22 protein-coding genes are annotated in these 20,833 nt (G+C 35.0%); 6 read left to right on the plus strand and 16 right to left on the minus strand.

All coding sequences use genetic code 11. The features are described 5' to 3' along the window. The 9 genes from pepT to C0430_RS05410 all read right to left on the minus strand — a co-directional run. A partial coding sequence (pepT, locus tag C0430_RS05370; RefSeq protein ID WP_290866271.1) for a peptidase T occupies nucleotides 1–1,032 on the minus strand: 1,032 nt, incomplete at its 3' end. A gap of 130 nt (nucleotides 1,033–1,162) precedes the next feature. Next, nucleotides 1,163–1,951, minus strand: coding sequence for a transglutaminase domain-containing protein (locus C0430_RS05375; RefSeq protein WP_290866273.1), 789 nt, complete (start codon nucleotides 1,949–1,951; stop codon nucleotides 1,163–1,165). A gap of 158 nt (nucleotides 1,952–2,109) precedes the next feature. Further along, a complete protein-coding gene (gene hemG, locus C0430_RS05380; RefSeq protein WP_290866275.1) occupies nucleotides 2,110–2,637 on the minus strand; it encodes a menaquinone-dependent protoporphyrinogen IX dehydrogenase in 528 nt (175 codons plus the stop codon). A 481-nt stretch (nucleotides 2,638–3,118) separates the two neighbouring features. Further along, nucleotides 3,119–4,471, minus strand: a complete 1,353-nt coding sequence (gene creD / locus C0430_RS05385; protein WP_290866277.1) for a cell envelope integrity protein CreD — start codon at nucleotides 4,469–4,471, stop codon at nucleotides 3,119–3,121. A gap of 169 nt (nucleotides 4,472–4,640) precedes the next feature. Beyond that, a complete protein-coding gene (locus C0430_RS05390) occupies nucleotides 4,641–4,937 on the minus strand; it encodes a transcriptional regulator (protein WP_290866279.1) in 297 nt (98 codons plus the stop codon). 2 nt (nucleotides 4,938–4,939) lie between these two features. Then, nucleotides 4,940–5,563 carry a hypothetical protein gene (locus C0430_RS05395; RefSeq protein ID WP_290866281.1) on the minus strand — a complete coding sequence of 208 codons (624 nt, stop codon included), beginning with the start codon at nucleotides 5,561–5,563 and terminating at the stop codon, nucleotides 4,940–4,942. A gap of 79 nt (nucleotides 5,564–5,642) precedes the next feature. Next, on the minus strand, nucleotides 5,643–6,440 hold the full coding sequence (locus C0430_RS05400) for a hypothetical protein (protein ID WP_290866283.1): 798 nt from the start codon (nucleotides 6,438–6,440) through the stop codon (nucleotides 5,643–5,645). 96 nt (nucleotides 6,441–6,536) lie between these two features. Then, nucleotides 6,537–7,355, minus strand: coding sequence for a 3-deoxy-8-phosphooctulonate synthase (gene kdsA, locus C0430_RS05405; RefSeq protein ID WP_290866285.1), 819 nt, complete (start codon nucleotides 7,353–7,355; stop codon nucleotides 6,537–6,539). 48 nt (nucleotides 7,356–7,403) lie between these two features. Then, nucleotides 7,404–7,856 (minus strand): 2-dehydro-3-deoxyphosphooctonate aldolase, encoded by a 453-nt coding sequence (locus tag C0430_RS05410; protein ID WP_290866287.1) that lies wholly within the window; start codon nucleotides 7,854–7,856, stop codon nucleotides 7,404–7,406. 166 nt (nucleotides 7,857–8,022) lie between these two features. Between C0430_RS05410 and C0430_RS05415 the strand changes: the two genes are divergently transcribed. Then, complete coding sequence (locus tag C0430_RS05415; protein WP_290866289.1) at nucleotides 8,023–8,580, plus strand: YeeE/YedE thiosulfate transporter family protein; 558 nt, start codon at nucleotides 8,023–8,025, stop codon at nucleotides 8,578–8,580. Between the two features lie 2 nt (nucleotides 8,581–8,582). Further along, nucleotides 8,583–8,996: a DUF6691 family protein gene (locus tag C0430_RS05420; RefSeq protein ID WP_290866291.1), complete on the plus strand. Its 414-nt coding sequence runs from the start codon at nucleotides 8,583–8,585 to the stop codon at nucleotides 8,994–8,996. A gap of 116 nt (nucleotides 8,997–9,112) precedes the next feature. Here the strand turns inward: C0430_RS05420 and C0430_RS05425 are convergent, their stop codons facing one another. The 6 genes from C0430_RS05425 to C0430_RS05450 all read right to left on the minus strand — a co-directional run bounded on the left by C0430_RS05425 (nucleotide 9,113) and on the right by C0430_RS05450 (nucleotide 13,760). After that, nucleotides 9,113–9,388, minus strand: coding sequence for an ATP-dependent Clp protease adaptor ClpS (locus C0430_RS05425; RefSeq protein ID WP_290866293.1), 276 nt, complete (start codon nucleotides 9,386–9,388; stop codon nucleotides 9,113–9,115). Nucleotides 9,389–9,433: 45 nt separating this feature from the next. Continuing rightward, complete coding sequence (locus tag C0430_RS05430; protein ID WP_290866296.1) at nucleotides 9,434–10,048, minus strand: class I SAM-dependent methyltransferase; 615 nt, start codon at nucleotides 10,046–10,048, stop codon at nucleotides 9,434–9,436. 22 nt (nucleotides 10,049–10,070) lie between these two features. Continuing rightward, nucleotides 10,071–10,904, minus strand: coding sequence for a 50S ribosomal protein L11 methyltransferase (gene prmA / locus C0430_RS05435; RefSeq protein WP_290866298.1), 834 nt, complete (start codon nucleotides 10,902–10,904; stop codon nucleotides 10,071–10,073). A 158-nt stretch (nucleotides 10,905–11,062) separates the two neighbouring features. Beyond that, entirely contained in the window at nucleotides 11,063–11,683 is a 621-nt protein-coding gene (locus C0430_RS05440; protein WP_290866300.1) for a hypothetical protein, read from the minus strand. Between the two features lie 75 nt (nucleotides 11,684–11,758). Further along, nucleotides 11,759–13,090 (minus strand): hypothetical protein, encoded by a 1,332-nt coding sequence (locus tag C0430_RS05445; protein ID WP_290866302.1) that lies wholly within the window; start codon nucleotides 13,088–13,090, stop codon nucleotides 11,759–11,761. A gap of 118 nt (nucleotides 13,091–13,208) precedes the next feature. Then, entirely contained in the window at nucleotides 13,209–13,760 is a 552-nt protein-coding gene (locus C0430_RS05450) for a YceI family protein (protein WP_290866304.1), read from the minus strand. 522 nt (nucleotides 13,761–14,282) lie between these two features. Between C0430_RS05450 and C0430_RS05455 the strand changes: the two genes are divergently transcribed. The 4 genes from C0430_RS05455 to C0430_RS05470 all read left to right on the plus strand — a co-directional run bounded on the left by C0430_RS05455 (nucleotide 14,283) and on the right by C0430_RS05470 (nucleotide 18,249). Further along, complete coding sequence (locus C0430_RS05455) at nucleotides 14,283–15,302, plus strand: quinone-dependent dihydroorotate dehydrogenase (protein ID WP_290866306.1); 1,020 nt, start codon at nucleotides 14,283–14,285, stop codon at nucleotides 15,300–15,302. Nucleotides 15,303–15,398: 96 nt separating this feature from the next. Further along, on the plus strand, nucleotides 15,399–16,262 hold the full coding sequence (locus C0430_RS05460; protein WP_290866308.1) for a hydroxymethylglutaryl-CoA lyase: 864 nt from the start codon (nucleotides 15,399–15,401) through the stop codon (nucleotides 16,260–16,262). Between the two features lie 59 nt (nucleotides 16,263–16,321). Then, a complete protein-coding gene (locus C0430_RS05465; protein ID WP_290866310.1) occupies nucleotides 16,322–16,858 on the plus strand; it encodes a hypothetical protein in 537 nt (178 codons plus the stop codon). After that, a complete protein-coding gene (locus tag C0430_RS05470; RefSeq protein ID WP_290866316.1) occupies nucleotides 16,855–18,249 on the plus strand; it encodes a DUF5723 family protein in 1,395 nt (464 codons plus the stop codon). Before C0430_RS05465 ends, C0430_RS05470 begins: the two co-directional genes overlap by 4 nt. Nucleotides 18,250–18,257: 8 nt before the next feature. On the opposite strand, the gene C0430_RS05475 is transcribed toward C0430_RS05470, so the two are convergent. Beyond that, nucleotides 18,258–20,759, minus strand: a complete 2,502-nt coding sequence (locus C0430_RS05475) for a cation-translocating P-type ATPase (RefSeq protein WP_290866318.1) — start codon at nucleotides 20,757–20,759, stop codon at nucleotides 18,258–18,260. Between the last annotated feature and the right edge of the window lie 74 nt (nucleotides 20,760–20,833).

Here is a 20,833-nt window from a genome sequence, read left to right on the forward strand (position 1 = left end):
GGCTTTTTCGGCAATGTCCACAATATGTTTTACGGGTGTGACCTTTTCTTTCATATTGTAATATTGATCTTTTACTTCAGCAATCACGATGTCTTCACCAAATTGCTTGGCAAATTTTTTGTTGATTTTTTGGGCGATTTTGGCAATTAATTCTTTGCGTTTTATGAATTTTTTCTTGCTGTGATCCCTGATGATAAGTTCCAAAACCGTTTCTTCGATACTTCCCGTTAAATGATGCACGTGAAAAAATCCTTCGTAACCTTTCGTTTCCTGTGGCGTTTCTCCTTTAGGTAATTCATTGATAAAATCATTGGCGATAAGCATCGAATTGATCATTTTTCCTTTGGCATAACCGGGATGAACGCTTTTCCCCTTGAAGGTGATTTTGGCACCAGCCGCATTAAAATTTTCATATTCCAATTCGCCTACTTGGCTTCCGTCCATGGTGTATGCCCAATCACAACCAAATTTTTCGACATCGAAATGATGTGCTCCACGGCCAATTTCTTCGTCGGGAGTAAAACCAACCCTTATTTTTCCGTGTTTGATTTCGGGATTTTTTATCAGGAATTCCATTGCCGTCATAATCTCTGTGATTCCGGCTTTGTCATCGGCGCCAAGCAGTGTGGTTCCGTCTGTGGTAATTAAAGTTTGTTCTTTGTATTGCAATAAATCCTTGAAATATTTTGGCGATAAAACGATGTTTTGTTCAGCATTCAAGACAATGTCTTTGCCATCATAATTAGGAATAATTTGAGGTTTTACATTGGCACCGGTAAAATCAGGTGTCGTGTCAAAGTGCGAAATAAACCCAATGGTGGGGACTTTATGGTCGATATTTGAAGGCAAAGTGGCCATAATATAGGCCTTTTCATCAATGGTTACCTCCTGCATGCCAATGGTTTTCAATTCTTCGACCAATTTATTGGCTAAATCCCATTGTTTTTTGGTACTTGGCGTAGTTTCTGAACTTGGATCTGATTCGGTGTCAATGATGACATAGCTTATAAAGCGGTCTATGATATGTTGCATTTTATGTTTTTTTATACAAATATAATCAATTTTTTAGGAGGCTATCACAACTTTAAAAATGCTTTGTCAACATACTATAATTATGGGTTTGTGGTGGTTTTTCTTTTTTAAGGAATGTTTTATTTTAATTTTATTCTATAGGAAATTCAAAGGAATAACTTTTTCCAATGAGAATTAGGAGGCCATGTATGATGGATTCCGGAAAAAAATCGAGTTTGTCCAGGAAATAATCATATATTTTATTGTCGTAATTCGTTATGATAAAAGGCAATGAGTTTGAAATCAGGAAGATATTGTTCGTTTTTTTATGGTCAAAAATGCCGTTTGCATAAATACTTGCAATGTTGAGTTCTTTTTTTTCTTTTTTTAAATGAATGTATTCCAGTGTGGACAAGGGAATTTTTCCGTTTGCATCATACAAAAGAATGGATTTTGCCACGTCAATCATGACCCATTTTTGAAATTCTTTGCAATATATTTCATTAAACGAATGTCCTCCTGAAACGGTGGAATCGTCGGATAAACTCTTCATGCCCCATTCCTTTACTTTTATATCGTTGATGACACAAAAATTAGAATAAATTTGGGAGAAATCACTGCAAACGCCCCCTTCTCCGTTAATCATTTTTTGTAAAGATCTTGCCGATGATTTGCCTAAACCCGGGCCACCTTTGACATTGTCTTTTAACCAAATTGCTATTTTTACTGCCTTTTCAAAATGATTTAAATCCTTGTTTGAATTAGCAAATATTAAATTGTTTATTTCAAAAAATAGGGGAGGAATGTTTGCTTTTTTGTTTAGGTCATTATAACAATAATTTTCTATGGCATCCAATGAAGTTTTTTTAGAAACTAATCGGTATCTAATTTTATACAATAGTGGATGTCTTCTTAAGTACCAATTTAGAGTTTTACCCATTTTTGACGATGAATTTTGACCGAAATTTGTTTAGAAATAAAAAGGCTACACAAATTGATTTGGGGAATTAATCATGTGCAATATGTTTTCTAAAGTAATAATAATTTATTTAGAAAACACAAAAAAAACGCGAACGGTTTAAAATAATCGTCAAAAGGTTACATATTGTTCAGTAAAACGCCAAATTCCTTGACTTTGTCCCAATCCGTGTATTCGATTTTTGTTTTGGAGTTGGTTGGTCCTTTGGTCATCCACATAATTAATTGAATCATTAATCTATCGGTGAAAGGATATTTTTGATAGTCGAGTTTTCCGGCAAAAACGGCCGATTTGTTGGGAATCCAGTTTATTTGTTTTATGAACTTTATAAAATAAGGATTGGTTTCCGGACTGGCTTTTTCTGGTTTTCTTGCCACAAGATTGACTGAAAAAAAGGCGTTTTCTGTTTTTTCGAGTGCAACTTTATTGTTGTTGATGAAGTCAATTATTTTTGGATTGTGTTTGCCATAGCGGATGCTGGCTCCAATGACGAACTTGTCAAAATCCGTTACTTTCTTGTCAAATTCTTCAATCGAGAATAGTTCGACATCGTTCCCTTTTTCGACCAAAACGTCTTTGATTACATTGCAGATTTTCAAGGTTTGTCCATCAACGGTGGAGTATAGCATTCCGATTTTAGTTTTCATTTTGCTGGATTTAGGGAGTGATTTATTTCATTCAAAACGAGTTTCTTTGTTCGTGCGAACACGACAAAACTCTAGCTACAATAGTTGTCAGTTTTTATAATTTTTATGCTTAAAATTTGAAATCGATTCCATTGACATTATTATTTGATATTATCAAAAGTAATTTTTTTACGATTGCTCAAAATTATAGTTGTTAATGTTTAATGGCTACAAGTAGTTTAGAATCAAGTTGCTATTTATGTTTTCATACTGCTAAAATTTATATTGCATGAAGTGTTATTTTAAATTCATTACACTAGTTTATACTAGCTTAAAATGGTCGTAATGCAGACAAATCTAGTTGGCTTTAAACCATAAAAGCAGATTTTATTTCCTCTACTAAAGTAAGGATAAATTATTACAATTGGAATAAAAAAAGAACTCAAAACCATAAAGTTAAGAGTTCTTTTATATAATTTTATTCAAAGAGAATCAAGAAGTGTTATTTGCTCCAATCTATCTTTCTGGAAAAATACATCACGGCGGCAAGAATGGCAAATAATCCGATGCTTCCCACCAGTAAAGCATAATTTTCCAACTGGATGATTACATAAAGAAAAGTGTATAAGGAGCCTAGAGAAGCCGCAATAAACATTGGGAATTTTCTGTTTTTTAAAATCGAAATCGAGTACAGCGTTATCAATGTGATTACTGAAATTCCGGCAATGATGTAGGCTTTCATAAAACTGCTGTGTTCCGTAATCGAAATAAGCAAAGTATAAAACATGATCAAAGCGAGTCCAATCATCGAATATTGGAAAATATGAATCTTGATTTTGCTGATGGATTGTATCAAAAAGAAAATCAAAAAGGTCAAGCCAATCACCAAGAAACCATATTTCGAGGCGCGTTCGTTTTGCTGGTATTGGTTTACCGGAATCACGAAATCAACACCAAAAGCGTATTGGTTCAAATCAGGCAGATTGCCAAAAGTTTGTTGCGCAAATGCCCTGTTGATGTGCATGATTTTCCAATTGGCCACAAATCCAGAATCGCTAATTTGTTTGGTCTTGTCATCCGGAAGGAAATTGCCTGTGAAACTTGGCGAAGCCCAATTGGATTCCATATTTACTTGTGTGGTTTTCCCAATGGGAACTATTTTTATTTGTTGGCTTCCGTTGTAAGAAACGTCGAAATTAAATGCGGTTTTTCCGTCTGTCAAGATTTTTTCCAAATCAATGTAGCCTGTTTCTAGCGCTTCGGTGGCGTTTTTTGAATTGGAATTGTAAACGGGTTCAAAGGTAAAATTCGTGTTTCCGAAATGGATTTTTACCTCGTCTTTGATGCTTTTTAGATTCGTGGTTTGTATCAAAATCGTGGCTTTGTCCCATTGAATGTCTTCGCTTGTAATGTTTTTGCTGCTAAAATCCGGATGGATATAATTGCCTTCAAACTTCATTTTTGAACTAAAAACCACTGATTCATAATTGTTTCTGTTCAATACTTTGGTGGTCACGTTCGACTTTGCTTTTAGTTCTTCAGGGAAAAAGTAGGCATAATTGGTAAACGCTTTTTTTTGCTTGACCGTTTCTTTTGTTATTTCGTTTATAGACAATGTTTCTTCATAAAAAGTATAAGGAATTTTTAATATTGGCCCATAAAGAAAGACGCTTTCGCCCCATTTATCGTTGATTTCCGATATGACTTCCTCTTGTCGTTGTGCCCTTTCGGTAATTAAATTTTTTACAAATTCGAGTGGAATAAGCAAGAGGAGTGTTAATATTCCCACCATAATTATTTTGGCGGTGTTGGATTGAAAGAAATTGAATTTGTTTTGATTTTCTGGTGTTTCCATGATTAAAAATTTAAAGGATTGATATTGATTACAAATAGAACATACAAGATGGTAATGAGGAAATTAGTGCCATTTCTGTTGAGAATTTCTCGGTAATAGTTGTTTTAAATATTGTTTTTATATTTTAAAAGTACTTTGTATTTCAAAGTTTGTGAATAAAAAAATAGTCTTATCGTTTTTGTATTAATTTTTCAAGGGCTTCAATATGATCTTGAAAAGCTTTTCTGCCTTCTTTTGTGGCTCTATAACTGGTGTTAGGTTTTTTGCCGATGAATTGTTTTTCAATGGCGATATAATTTTCGAGTTCCAATGCTTTGGCATGACTGGCCAGATTACCGTCGGTAACGCCCAAAAGTTCTTTCAACGAACTAAAATCGGCGGATTCATTCACCATCAAAATCGACATAATTCCTAGTCGTATTCGATGATCGAACGCTTTGTTGATATTTTGGATGATGTTTTTCAAAACTATTTTCTATCGTATTTGTAATACATTATGGAACCGTATAGTATGTGGCAAACACCAAAACCCAACGCCCAAAAAAGCAAGCCGTATCCTATAAACCAAGTAGAAAACAACCCCAGGAAAATCATCGTGATTCCTAAATAACGAATGTCGCCCAAGGTATATTTACTGGCATTTACACAAGCCAAACCATAAAAAATCAGTGTTAGCGGCGCCACCAATCCCAATATTTCTTTTTCGATTAAAAACAGAATGAAAAAACCACCAGTCGTCAATGGAATCATAAAGTTTATGACCAATCTTTTGGTGGAAGAATTCCAAATTCCATCGTTGCTTTTTTTAGCTTTTCTGATGCTTAGAACGATGGCGGTTGCCAGCGACAAAACAATGACGCTTACCGCAATCAGGATCAGTTGTATTAGTGCAGTTTGTGTTAGGATTATATCGCTATAGTTACCTGATGTTGTCGTGTCAAAATAAATTATTTTATAGGCAAGTCCAGCTCCAACCATACAATACAAACCAGCTAAAATTCCCGAAAGTCCACTCAAAGAAATGAAGCGAGAAGATCTATCCATTAAATTTTTTATTTCAGAAATATCGTTAAGGTATTTTTCTTTTTCCATTTTTAAAGTACTTTGAAATACAAAGTAAATGATAAAAAAAATAGTTACCAAAGAAATTGACAACTATTTTTAAAAAAAATTAAAGTTTGAATATACCGCCAAAAGCAAGTATCGTTTCTCCAAAGAAAAATGATTGCGATGCACTATCTGATTTACTTTGGGTTGTGCGGATGTCTTGCATATTGATGTAGCCTCCTTTTAAAGCACCTTCAATTGTGAAATATTTAAAAAGAGTCAGGTTGATTCCCGCTTTGATTGAAGTTCCATATCCTGAAACATGGAATTCATCATATCTTTCTTTTCCTAAAAGAGTAGTATTGGTTTTTGGATACAAAAACCCAAGTCCAAAACCTTCGTTGATATTTACTTGAAATTTATCGGTATTTTTAAGACCAAACCAATGTGAAATATCGTCCTGTCTTGCAAATTCAGTATAAATATAATTTAATCCATCAGTGTGTTCAAACATCAAGAATTCTTCGGTTAATACGGTTGGAGTGTTGTTGTAACCGCCATTAAAAGGTGGATTTCCGTCGATGAGTCCAGTGATGTTTGCCGTTTGGTTCTGGGTCATTACATATTTCATATGGTCAACACCAATGGAGACACTGTAGTGATCTGTGATAAAATAACCCAATTTAAAATTAGTTTGGGGAATCGTCATTCTACCGGGAGTGATGTAATCTATTTGCCATCCTTTTGGTTTGTCGTGCGCTGCCGCATCATGGACTAAGAAATTGTAATCATCACCCATGAAGTGGATGTCTGACTTGGTATATTTTTCTCGGTTTCCACCCCAGGATGCAGTGAATTTTCCTTTGTTGTGAGCGGTATATCTTTCTTTTTTTATGGTATCGTTTTGTGCGAATGCATTCATTAAAAAGAATAATGTCAAAAATGCGGAATATAAAGAATTAGTGTTCAAAGCTGTTTAATTAAAATAAAAAATTGATTTGAGGGTTTTATATTGTGATTAAAATTGATTAATGGTTTTTCTAATGGCCACTAGCTTGGTCATCAGTCCTTCAAAATAATCTAGATGCAACATATTGGCACCATCGCTTTTTGCATTTGCCGGATCAAAATGAGTTTCAATAAAAATTCCATCCACGCCCACGGCTATTCCAGCTTTGGCAATAGTTTCAATCATGTCCGGTCTTCCGCCGGTTACGCCTGCCGTTTGATTGGGTTGTTGCAAGGAATGGGTTACGTCTAGAACGGTTGTGGCATATTGTTGCATTGTTGGAATTCCACGGAAATCTACAATCATGTCTTGGTAGCCAAACATCGTTCCGCGATCCGTCACCATCACGTTTTGGTTGTTGCAATCCAATACTTTTTGTACGGCATGTTTCATGCTTTCGGGACTCATGAATTGTCCTTTTTTTAGGTTCACTACTTTTCCGGTATTGGCAGCAGCCACGACTAAATCCGTTTGGCGAACCAGGAAAGCTGGAATTTGCAACACATCGACATATTCGGCAGCCATAGCAGCATCTTCATTGGTGTGAATGTCGGTAACGGTTGGAACACCAAAAGTTTCGGAAACTTTGCGAAGAATTTGCAAGGCTTTTTCGTCTCCAATTCCTGAAAAACTGTCAATTCTGGAGCGATTGGCTTTCTTGAAAGAGCCTTTAAAAACGAAAGGAATTTCTAATTTATCCGTGATTCCAATTAATTTTTCGGCAATTCGCATTGCCATTTCTTCACCTTCAATGGCGCAAGGTCCGGCCAGTAGAAAGAAATTACCGCTATCGGTATGTTTTATTTGTGGAATATGTTGTATATTCATAATGTGTTTTTTGAGAGTGCAAAGATAGTCAGGATTTATGATTTACGATTAATTTATTTTTAAAGTCAATCCAAAAGGAACCATAAGCACTCCTTTTTCGTAAATATTTAAATATAAGATAACAGGATTGCGTTGTCCTTCCCATTTTAGTTCATAAATATCCAATAAACCGACACCCATTTCGCTTCTTTTTGTTGGAAACGGACAACAGCTTTCCAGTTTTGTATAGGTTATTTTTTCCCCTTTTGGTCCGGCCAAAGCATTTAAAAAACGTTGTTGGTTCAAGAATTCGTTTCTGGTGTCTCCGTAAAATATATTGATGGGATAATCTTTGTCGTAGCCGTACTTTTTGTCTTTGCTGAATTCAGTAATGGCAAAGGTGTTGTAATTTGTAATTAGGGGAGTTGGAGCATTGTTATTTACGTTTTTTATTGTCGATTGGGTGCTTACACATGAAGTAGAGAGGAGTAGCAAAGCGATAAAAGATACTATTTTTTTCATGATTGTATTTTATTTCGAGTGATTTTTAAAATTCTGCGTGTATAAATTACATCGCAAATTTATGGAACAAATTTAAACCGTATTGTTGCCATAACCAACAATTATAGCTTAATATTTATACATTATAAGTTTAGAATTATTATTTTCGCCAAATAAATAAAATGTTATGGAAGTTATTTTTCAAACTTGGCCTTGGTATATTTCTGGATTTTTGATAGGAATGATAATGCTTTGCCTGATTTATTTTGGGAAGGCTTTTGGTATGTCGTCTAATTTGAGCACCTTGTGTTCGATGACCGGAATAGGGAAAAAAGTCTCTTTTTTTAACTTTGATTGGAGAGCGCGACGCTGGAATTTGATGGTGGTTTTGGGTGCGATGTTTGGTGGATATGTAGCGGTCCAATTTATGGGAGATGCTTCAAATGTTACCATCAATCCAAAAACAATAGCACAACTGGCACAACTGGGAATTGATGCTCCAAACGGAAAAATGTTACCAGACGCTTTGTTTGGCAATGCGGTTTTTCAATCTCCAAAAATGATTTTTATTTTAATTATAGGCGGAATTTTGATAGGTTTCGGAACGCGTTATGCCGGCGGATGTACTTCGGGGCACGCCATTTCTGGATTGAGTAATTTCCAAATTCAATCATTGAAAGCCGTAATTGGGTTTTTTATTGGAGGATTGATTATGGCTCATCTTATTTTACCCTTAATTTTTTAATTATGAACACATTAAAATATTTGTTGGTTGGATTTGTTTTTGGAATTGTATTAACAAAATCAGAAGCGGTTTCTTGGTATAGAATCTATGAAATGTTCCAGTTTCAATCATTTCATATGTATGGAATAATTTTGGTTGCCATTGTAACTGGTGTGATAGGCATTCAAATCATTAAAAGAAACAATTTAAAAAACATCAATGGTTTGCCAATAGAAATTCAAGATAAAGAACCTGGTTCTACAAGATTTTGGATTGGCGGAATATTATTTGGATTGGGTTGGGCGTTGGTTGGATCTTGTCCCGGTCCCATATTTATATTGCTTGGTGCTGGATTTTTGCCCGTGATATTGGTACTTTTTGGTGCACTTTTAGGGACTTTTTTATACGGAGTTTTAAGAAGTAAGCTGCCACATTAGACTTAGAATTTAAGGTCATTTAAGTTGGATTATTTAGAATTTAAAACGGTATAATTAAAAAAAAACAGGATTTTCTTAAAAGAGAATCCTGTTTTTTTTATGTAAATAGTTCAAATTTATACTATTTCAGCACTTAATCCTGCTTCGAGTAATTGGGTACATTGTGGTTTTAATTTCTCTAAAACATCTGTTTTTACGGTACATTTTCCGTTGTAATGTACAATCAAGGAACATTGTTCGGCTTGTTCAGGAGTGTGATCACAAACCCTGATCAAGGTTTCGATAACGTGGTCAAAAGTGTTTACATCATCATTATAAACTATGATTTCGTAGTTTATGGATGTTGCCTCTTTTGAGCTTACTTTGACTCTTGTTTTTTCTTTTGTACTCATTTTTAGATAATTTAGTAGGTTTTAAATAAAAATACAGTTGGTGCTTTAATTGGTTTTTTCAAAAACACAAAACGTAAAATTTTGCTTGGTTTCAAAAGGTGTCACATGATCTTCTGTAATACATTTTATTTTTTTGAAACGATTCGAAAATTGATTTTCAAGTTCACTTCCCGAGTATTGTTTAATATCCAGTCCACTACATTTTTTGGGTCCTTGGTCTGAAAAAGTGCCAATTATTAGAAAAGAAGTTACTTGTTTTTCTACGATTTTAACATACTTTTCCACTTGTTCCGCTGTTGTCAAAAAATGAAACGTGGCGCGGTCGTGCCAAATGTCATAACCTGTTTCTGGTTTGAATTCAGTGATGTCAGACACAATCCAGTTTATTTTTTCGGCATTTTTTCCGAGTCTTTTTTGGGCTCTTTTCAATGCTTTTTCCGAAATATCCAAAACAGTTATGTCTTGATATCCTTCTTCCAATAAAAAATCGACTAATTTGCTGTCGCCTCCGCCTATGTCTATGATTTTTGCAGTTTTGCTTAAATGGGTTTCTCGAATAAAATCAAGCGAAGTTTTAGGGTTTTCTTGTGTCCAGCTTACTTCGTCGGGTTGCTTGGTTTCATACACTGTTTCCCAATGTTTTTTTCTATCGATTTCCATTTTTTGCTGGATTATTCCAATACTAATTTACGTATTTTAATGATACCCAGTTGTTTCTTTGGAACTTTTTAACATAAGTCAAGCCTTTTTCAGTACAAGATGCTTCTATAAAAGGAATGTCTTCTTGATAAAAACCGCTCAATAACAGTGTTCCTTTTGGATTTAAACAATCCACATAACTTTGCATGTCGTTCAACAAAATATTTCTGTTGATGTTGGCAATAATCAAGTCGTATTTTTTGTCTTTCAACAACGCTGCATCACCTTCATAAACTGTAATATGCTGACAATTATTGCGTTCGGCATTTTCGATGGAATTCAAATAACACCAGTTGTCAATGTCTATTGCATCAATAGGTTGGGCGCCTTTCATTTCGGCCAAGATGGCCAATATTGCCGTTCCGCAACCCATATCCAAGGTTTTCATTCCTTTGACATCCATTTCCAATAAATGCTGGATCATCATGTGCGTGGTTTCGTGGTGTCCAGTTCCAAAACTCATTTTGGGTTCAATTACAATATCAAATTCGGCATTAGTTTTTGGATGAAATGGAGCGCGAACGTGGCATTTTCCATCCACATCTATTGGCTCAAAATTCTTTTCCCATTCCTCGTTCCAATTGACTTGGTCTATTTCTTCTACCACGTATGAAATAGTGAATTCAGGAGATTTCAAGATGAATAAATCATCAAGAATTCCATCGGTCCAAAGGTCTTTTTGAATGTAGGCAATTATACCTTTGTCGCTTTCGATGAAGCTTTCGAATGGAAGTTCTCCCAGTTCGGCAATCAGGATTTCTGAACCTAATTCTTTTGGTTCAACGGTAAAATGATAGCCTAAATATATATTTGACATAATGATTTATTTTTTGCAAAGATAAGAAAATGGTTTGGGAGTTTTTGGTTAAAATAGGGTGCCTAAAACCAGAAAAAATCTTCATTTACTATCAAGTAGAAAGTTTATGATGATAATCCAATTTTGATGGTGTGACAAGAGAAAATACTAAAACAAAATTATTGTTTTGCACTATCTGTGTCAGACTTGATTTTGTAAACGATATGGAAATCGATGTCTATCCATTCGTTAATTATGACCAAACCCATCATTTTGGGTTCTGGATAAAGTCCAAAATCATGAATACTCAATTTTTTATTTCCGTCCAAGATAAATAGGGATCCATTGCTTTTTAAAGTAATTGGAATGGAATATTGTTTTGTAACGCCGGTAATTGTCATGCTAATTAATGCGTTTCCGGTATAGTTTTGTCCTTTTTCGGAGATAAGTAGCGGCTCTGCAAAATTTATTTGGACATTTAAAACGGGATAGGCATTTGACTTTACCAGCTTAAAAAATTCTTTTAGGGCGATAAAGTTATTGGAAGTAAAGTTTTTGACCACTACCGAAAGTTGGTTTTGGGTCAAATAGGTTTTGTTTTGCGAAAATGTTGTTCCAACTTTTAGCTTTGACTTGGAAAGATGTTCTGCGTTTTGATGAAGCTTGAACGTAATGAGATTTGTGGCCCCATTAATGGTGAGGGAACTGCTGGATTGTATCTCGGCTGCAACAAAATTTTGAGCTGATATTGATTGTGAGAGTATGAAACACAGGATTATTATGCGAATATTGTTCTTCATAACACAAATATATACTTTCTTAAAATAAAAAAAACCGGCAAGAAAGAATCTTGCCGGTTTTTTAACAAAAATCAACTAGAAACTAATAGCAGCTTCAAAAACTAAACCTTTGAAGTTACCACCATAAAAGTTATTAGCATTTCCAGTAGGCACGTTTCCTACAAATTGTGTGTAATTTTTATAGTTTTGACTAACGTAATCTAATTTTGCTACAATGTTTTTAGTCATAAACCAACCAATGCTTGATTCAACTCTGTTTACAGTAACTTCTTTAGCATCTGCATTAGATAGTTTTCCTGATACAGTATTGTATTTTGCTGCTAAATAGAATTGTTCTGATTTTCCAAATCTGTAAACAACGTCTCCAGCATATTGGTTTGCAGTACGTTTTGCGTCAACACCAGCTTTATCTCCTCCTGAAGCTAATTCAACAGTTCCAAAGAATTCAAAACCTTTGAATTTCAAGAAAGGGTTAATCATGATAGTTGTTGCCCAGTTTTTGAAACCAGGGTTGAATGTTCCTTCTGGAGTAGAAGTAGAATTGTAATTACCAGCAACTGCAACACCGTTATTAGTGTAAGCGTTATTGTTCAATACTCCCCAGTAACCAAATCCAGATCTAGATGAAGAATATAAGTTTGAGTTACCCAAGTTGGCACTATGGTAGTAAGAAGCTGTAAGTCTTACTCTTAAATCTTTGTCGATTTGTTTGTCATAACCAAATTTAGCCAAGATTGTAGGGCTAACTACTGTATTTGTGTTTGGACCAGCAGTATAAGTTACTTCTTGAATACCTTGATTTAAGTTTCCGTTTGTAGCACCTATCATGCTTACCAATCCGCTTCTGTTGTAGTATATTTCCATACCCATATCAGTAGAGAATGCATTCATGATGTTGTTTCCAACAAACGCATTTCTAAGTGTGCTACCATTATCAGAACTTCTGAAGTGAGCATCACCAAAGTTGTTCTCCATTTGTCCAATTTTGATGGTAGCGTATTTCATAACACCTGCAAGGAAGTCTTTTTTGATGAAGTCTAACTTGTCAATTTGTAAGTATCCACCTCTTGCATAAGTGTCATTGTGGTGTCTTGAAGCTAAATAGATATCTAAATTTACTCTTACACCGTCAAACAATTGAGCACCAATAGTCATGTCAGCTGCAGGAAGGACGAAATTGTTTTCATTATTCATTAATCTGTAACCAACGATTTTTGAAGGTAAAGCAAAAGTTGCAGGTTGGTCATTGAATGAATTTAATGCTTGGTAATCCATATTGAATGCGCCTCCCAAGTCAATACTAAGGCCTTTAAATTCAACGCTGTCTTTTTTTACGTCAAATTGATTTAGACCAGTTTGGTCTCTTTTTATTTGGTTTTGCAATTTACCAAAAGATACCTGTGCCATAATATTGCCAGATAGACAAATGGCAGCAACCATTAAAGATGTTTTAAAAATTGTTTTCATAGTTTGAATTTTAAATTAGTTATTTATTGTATTTAGTTTATTGATTTACTTGTTAATGTTATCCTTTAAAAGTTACGTCAAATTTAACGGTAACTGCATCTCCGGTTTTCATGGTGCCTAACATGGCTGTTGGTGGAGACATTTTGAAATCAGTCATTTTTAATGGCACAGTTCCTTTAAGTTGGTATTCACCTGATTTTGTGATTTTTCCAATTGCTTTAATGCTGATTTTTCTTGTTGCACCCGCAAAAGATAGATTTCCTGTCAAAGTAACTTCGGTATCATTTTCCGTTAATTTAGCTTGTGAAGCATCTGTCAATTGAAAAACGATGTAAGGATTTTTTTTGTAATCAAAGGCATCATAAGTTTTGCCATCCATAATACCGTTTCCGCTTTTCAATGATTTAACTTCCACTTTTATGGTAATAGCGCTAATTTGTTTAGTACTATTTAAACCTAATTCTCCAGTTACTTTAGTTGGTTTCATATTCCAATCATGCACATTTGATGTTCCGTGAACATTAATTGAGGCAGTTTGAGGCACGATTGAAAAAGTTTGTGCTTTTACAACACTGGGAATCGAAAACAAGATACTTACTATAAGTATCATAAAACTTCTTGAAATTTGTGATTTTGTCATTTTTTTTTGTATTTAATATTATTAGGGCTTTAAATTTTTTAAGGCACTTAATTTGTTTTATAAATTCTCTAATACAAATGTAACCTTTTTCTTCAACAAAGATATTTCGATGTTTCAAGAATTAACATGATAATTATCATATTTCGAGTATTTCTTTATATTAAATATGTTTTTTTAAAGAATAATTCGAAAATTATGAAATTAAATGAATTATTCTCAAACAAGTGTGCCTCATTATTATTAAAACAGGTCTTTTTTGTCCTATTTAAAAATTTGAGATTAAAGCACTTAATAGAATATTGCTAAAAAACATACGTTATTTAGTATGATTTTTAATAATGCTCTATTTTCAATGAAAACTTAATTTTAGCTTAATATTTATAATTGCACTACAACGTTTTCTAAAAACAGTTAAATGATTTTATAAATATATTTCCTAAATATTTACAAAATCGAATAGATAATTTTACTTTTGCACAACAACACTTCATTATGTACAAACAGATAATTCGCCCAATATTTTTTTGGTTTGATCCTGAAAAGGTTCATTATTTTACCTTTTCATTCATTCGAACGGTGTCCAAAATACCTGGAATTCCCTCTCTCTTCAAATTTCTATTTGTTGTCAACGACAAACGATTGGAAAGGGAAGTTTTTGGATTAAAGTTTAAAAACCCCGTTGGACTGGCAGCCGGTATGGATAAAGATGCTTCCTTATATAAGGAATTGTCCAACCTAGGTTTTGGATTTATTGAAATTGGAACGCTTACGCCAAAAGCACAAGAGGGAAATCCAAAGAAACGCATCTTCCGTTTAAAAGAAGATAATGCTCTTATTAATAGAATGGGTTTTAACAATAGCGGTGTTAGAGCAGCTGTTGAGCGATTGAAAAGAAATAAAGGAGTCCTTATAGGTGGAAATATTGGTAAAAATAAATTGACTCCAAATGAAGAGGCCACTGCTGACTACCTCATTTGTTTCGAGGCATTGTATGATTATGTCAATTATTTTGTTGTTAACGTAAGTTCTCCAAACACGCCAAACCTTCGTGAATTGCAGGAAAAAGAGCCACTGACAAAACTATTGCAAGCCTTGCAGGATCAAAATTTGGCAAAACCAAAACAGAAACCAATCTTGTTAAAAATCGCTCCCGATTTGACCAATTCCCAATTGCTCGATATTATTGATATTGTAAAAGAAACCAAAATCGCGGGAGTCATTGCTACCAATACCACTTTGTCCCGTGAAGGATTGCATTCTGGAAACAAAATAGAAACAGGAGGAATGTCAGGAAAACCATTGCGAAACCGTTCAACAGAAGTGATTCGTTTTCTTTCCGAAAAAAGTAATAAAGCATTTCCAATTATTGGAGTAGGAGGAATTCATTCTCCTGAAGATGCCTTGGAAAAATTGGAAGCGGGTGCCAGCTTAATTCAAATTTACACTGGGTTTATTTATGAAGGTCCAGGTCTGATAAAAGCAATCAACAAGAAGATTTTAGAAAAATTATAAGAAATTTTGTTACTGTGCTGCTTTGTTGCGTGTTCGTCCAGATAATTATGGGGACTCGGGTGAGGCAAATTTAATTTTGATTATCTTTGGTTTTCTATGGAAGCAATAAAAATTATCGAATGTCCACGCGATGCCATGCAAGGAATAAAAACATTTATTCCTACTGCTCGAAAAGTAACTTACATCCAGTCCTTGTTGCGTGTTGGCTTTGATACCATAGATTTTGGGAGTTTTGTTTCACCCAAAGCCATTCCGCAAATGCAGGATACTGCAGAAGTTTTGGCACAGCTTGATCTTTCACTAACACAGAGTAAATTATTGGCGATTATTGCCAATACACAAGGAGCAATCGCCGCTTCGCAACATCAACCCATTCAGTATTTGGGCTTTCCTTTTTCGATTTCTGAGAATTTCCAAATGCGTAATACGCACAAAACCATAACCGAATCACTGGTAACCTTGCAAGAAATCCTTGAAATTGCCGACAAAAGTAATAAGGAAGTGATAACTTATTTGTCAATGGGATTTGGGAATCCTTATGGCGATCCGTGGAGTATGGAAATAGTGGGCGAGTGGACAGAGAAACTTTCAAATATGGGTGTCAAAACCCTTTCGCTTTCGGATACCGTTGGCAGTTCAACTCCAGATGTAATCCAATATTTGTTTTCGCATTTAATTCCAAAATATCCCAAGATTGAATTTGGCTCCCATCTTCACACCACGCCAGACAAATGGTTCGAAAAAATTGATGCTGCCTATAATGCAGGTTGTCGACGTTTTGATGGCGCCATTCAAGGTTTTGGTGGTTGCCCAATGGCCAAAGATGTTTTGACGGGCAACATGCCGACAGAAAAATTAGTTTCTTTCTTTACTTCAAAAAAAGAGAAAACCAATATAAGTGCCATGAGTTTTGAAAGTGCTTACAATGAAGCCTCAAAATTATTTGGTTCCTTTCATTAAAAAATAATAAAATTCCAATATCTTCGTTTTTTCTTTAACTCCCCAAGTCATTGAATTTTATGAATAAATTTTTAGGAATATTGCTCCTCTCCGTTTGCGCGCTATCGTGCTCCAGCGATTTAGACTTTAATCAGGTCAATGATTTAAAGTTAGAACCAGTTGTAGTTGCAAATTTAGCGACATTTGATGTGCCGGCAAATGAATTTGTTATTGGTGGAGTCGAACAAAATGTGGCTGGCGATGTATTGAATTTTGATGTTTTCAAGGAAACCTATCTTAAAAACGCACTGACTAGAGCTGATTTCTTTTTCGAAATCGACAACACCATAAACAGGGCTTTCAGGGTTAATTTGTATCTGCTCGATGCAAATAACACTCCACTTTATACTATTCCATTCGATGTTTCGGCTTATACGGGTGTGCAAAAATTGGTTACAAAAACCGAAATATTTCAAAACGCCAAACTTGATTTATTGAAAAAAACCACCAAAATTGGTTTTATAATTACAATGTATCCTGGCCCTGCGTTGAGTGAAAGTAGTTTGGGAAGTTTAAAACTGCGTTCAAGTGCCACCGTTTATTTAGTGTTGGAATGAGAAAATTACTACTGCTTTTCATTTTTTCGGTATCCATTAGTTGCTTTTCCCAAAACAAGCAAATTTTATACAACTTTACTTCAGTGCCCCAATCCATGTTGAGTAATCCGGGTTCTGACGTAAAATACAATTGGTTTGTTGGTATTCCTTTGTTTTCGGGATTTTCGACAAATGTGGGTTCCAGCGGATTTTCTGCCTTTGATTTATTCGCGAACAATGGAGTTGATTTTAATGCCAAGTTAAGGAATGTCGTGTTTTCTACTTCAAGAAACGACAAAGTTTCCATAAATGAACAATTAGAAATTTTTAATGGTGGTTTTAAACTTGGCGATTGGCAAGAGGGTTCTTATGTCTCTTTTGGAATGTATCAAGAAATGGATTTCTTTTCTTATATGCCAAAAGATCTTGCCATATTGGCCTTGGACGGCAACCAGAATTATTTGGGAAAAGTCTTTGATTTGGGTGATTTGAGCGCCAAAGGCGAGTTGCTGTCGGTTTTTCACGTTGGTTATCATAAAAATGTGAACGAAAAATTGATTTTAGGCGCTCGCGGTAAGATTTATTCCAGTATTTTCAATGTTTCGTCCACCAAAAATTCCGGATATTTTTATACCATTCCAGGCACTAATTCTATTTATGAGCAAGTCATTTCGTCGAGTGTATGGGCCAACACTTCGGGGTTTACAAATTATATTGATAATTATGACGGCAATGCCAAAAGTGACATCATCAAGAAAACTTTTTTCGGAGGAAATCTAGGTTTGGGATTTGATTTGGGGCTTACTTATTATCCTCAAGACAACATACAATTTACGGCAAGCATTCTCGATGTGGGTTTCATCAAACACACTAACGAGGTAAGAAATTATAGTTATAAGGGATATTATAAATATGAAGGTATGACGCCTGATTTTATTCCTGGAAATTCTGGCGAAAGTGTATTTCAAGAATTTCTGGATGCCATTTCTTTAGATACTTTGAGTGTCAAATATACGACTAGTCGACCTGTAAAATTCAATTCTTCCATTCAATATTCTTTTGGTGATGGCAGAGATTCAGAATGCAATTGCCAAGGAAATAATGAAATGAAATTCAAGAATTCCGTGGGAGCCCAATTGTTTGTAATGTCGACGCCCAGAACTCCGCTTATGGCCTTGACTACTTATTACAGAAGAAAATTTTTCGATTCTTTAGAAATGAAGGCAACGTACACGATAGATTCCTTTTCTTCCAAAAATATTGGTTTAGGATTGTCAACCACTCTTGGCAAAGTCAATTTTTATGTTCTTGCCGACAATCTTTTGGAATACAGGGATATTAGCAAAGCCAATAGTTTGTCTTTTCAATTGGGGGTCAATATTATTTTTCCCGATAAAAACACGCCGGATTAACTTCCTCTTTATTTTTGGCTTCTTCGTTTGAATGCTTTAAAAATTTCCACCCACATTACCGAAACAAATCCCACTAAAACACTCATTCCTATTTGTGAAGTCGACACGGTTCCAAACATAAAAAAAGTTGAAAATACAGGAACCAAAAGCAGCAAACTAGTGATTAAAACCGTTATTCCAATAATGAGTAAAACCAAATTGTTTTGGTATCTCAAAGTCGTGAATATCGAATAATAAAACGAACGATTGGCCAAGGTCAGGAATATGTTTGAAGCAATCAATGTCAAGAAAATAGTGGCTCTTGTTACACTTTCGGTGCAGTTTTCTCGAACACAATATTGATAGATAAATAATAGTCCCAGCGTGATCACAAGCCCTTGAATGATGCTGATCAGTATCTCTTTCAGATTGAAAAAAGTGGTGGTAAATGGTCGCGGTTTTTGTGACATCAAGTTCGGTTCCATAGGTTCATTTTCGTATATTATGGAACACGTTGGTCCCATAATTATTTCAAGGAAAATAATGTGTACCGGCGAAAAAATATTGGGATAAATCCATCCCAAAACCAAAGGAATGAAGACAATCAAGATAATGGGAATATGAATGGAAATGATATATTGAATCGCTTTTTTCAGGTTGCCATAAATTTTTCTTCCCATAGCGATGGCATCCGTCATTTTGGCTAAATCATCTTCTACCAAGATGAGGTTTGCGGCTTGTTTGGCAATTTCGGTTCCTTTTTTACCCATTGCAATTCCTATGTGTGCTGATTTTAATGCTGGTCCATCGTTTACGCCATCGCCTGTCATCGCCACGATTTGATTGTTTGCTTTCAACGCTTTGATGATTTTGAGTTTGGCTTCGGGAAACATTCTGGTGAAAATGGTGGTTTGCATCACCTTTTTTTTCAACTCGGCATCATCCATTTTCATTAATTCATCACCATTCATGGTATTTTCAGGGTTTCTAAATCCTATTTGTTTGGCAATGGTCGAAGTGGTTGTGGCATTGTCTCCAGTTACTATTTTTACTTGGATGCCCGCTTTATAAAAAGTATCGAATACGGCTTTAATGTTCTCTTTTGGAGGGTCATAAAATGCGACCAATCCCTTGAATTTAAAAAGGAATTCTTGTTGTGTTTTTGGATATTCATTTCCTTCGAATTCAGAAATGCCAACTCCCAAAACCCGAAATCCTTCCCTGGAAATCGATTCAATGGCGTTGTTAATTTGTTGAATTTCGGTTACAGAAAGATTGGAACAAGCAATTAAAGCTTCCGGCGCTCCTTTGGCGGCAATAATTCTGGTTCCATTTTGGTTTTCAAAAATGTGGGTCATCATTGGAGGGTTTCCACTCAAAGGATATTCGTGAATCAATTTAAAACCTGGTCGGTCGTCATTAACTTCCATTTTAGAATAGGCTTCGTGTAGCGCGATTTCCATTCCGTCGAATGGAATTGGTTCGCTCGCCCACATAGAAATAGTCAGCAATTCATTTTCATCTTCATTAAATTGGTCTTTTGGATTTGTAATTTTGTTGGAAGATAAAAGGTATAATTGTGCCAAGCTCATTTTATTTTCGGTTATGGTTCCGGTTTTATCGGTGCAAATTACGGTAGCACTTCCAAGGGTTTCCACGGTTTTTGTTTGTTTCACGATAATCCCCATTTTCATTAACCGCCAAGCTCCCAAAGCCATAAACGTGGTAAATGCCACCGGTATTTCTTCGGGAATAATGCTCATTGCCAAGGTAAGCGCTTTTAATAAACTGTCCAGAAACTCCTTGGAATTATAAAAATTTATCGCCCAAACAATGGCGAAAATCACTAAACCAACGATGGACATTTTTTTTACAAAATCACCAATTTGAACCTGTAAAGGTGTTTTTTCTTCGAGAATCGATTCCAGACTTTTCCCTATTTTTCCCAGCTGGGTTTGGTTGCCAATGGCCGTAACTTTACAAATTGCCAATCCGCTGCTCACAATTGTTCCTTGAAAAACTTGATTGATTTTTGAATCTTTATCTTTGAAAACAGCTAGTGATTCACCTGTTAAAACAGATTCGTTAACCGAAAAATCATTCGATTGCAGCAGTATGCCATCAGCAGGAACAAAAGAGCCTTCTTCACATTGGATTAAATCTCCCAAAACAATTTCTTCGCTGGTAATTTCAATGATTTCGCCGTTTCGAATGACTTTGCTTTTGGGTTGCGATAATTTTTTCAATAATTCGATAGCATTTCTACTTCTGGATTCCTGATAAAGCGAAATGGTGGAAACCAACACAATTGCTATTGCCATAAAAATTCCGTCGCCATAATCACCTGTAATAAAATAGATGCTGGTGGCCAATAATAGCAATAAAAACATGGGCTCTTTGACCATTTCTATTAATGAGACCAGAAAAAGATTTTTATCCTGATGTTCCAGAGAATTGATACCATTTTTTATTCTGGATTGAATCACTTCTTCGGTAGAAAGTCCTTGTAATAAATGGTCTGTAGGTGTCATTGAAAAAAAAATTGAGATCTTTTTAATGAGGAAAATGAGCTTGCAAGCCCAAAACACTTAAAATATTTTATATT

Origin of the sequence: Flavobacterium sp. (assembly GCF_013823965.1) — a bacterium.
Taxonomy (GTDB): Bacteria; Bacteroidota; Bacteroidia; order Flavobacteriales; family Flavobacteriaceae; genus Flavobacterium.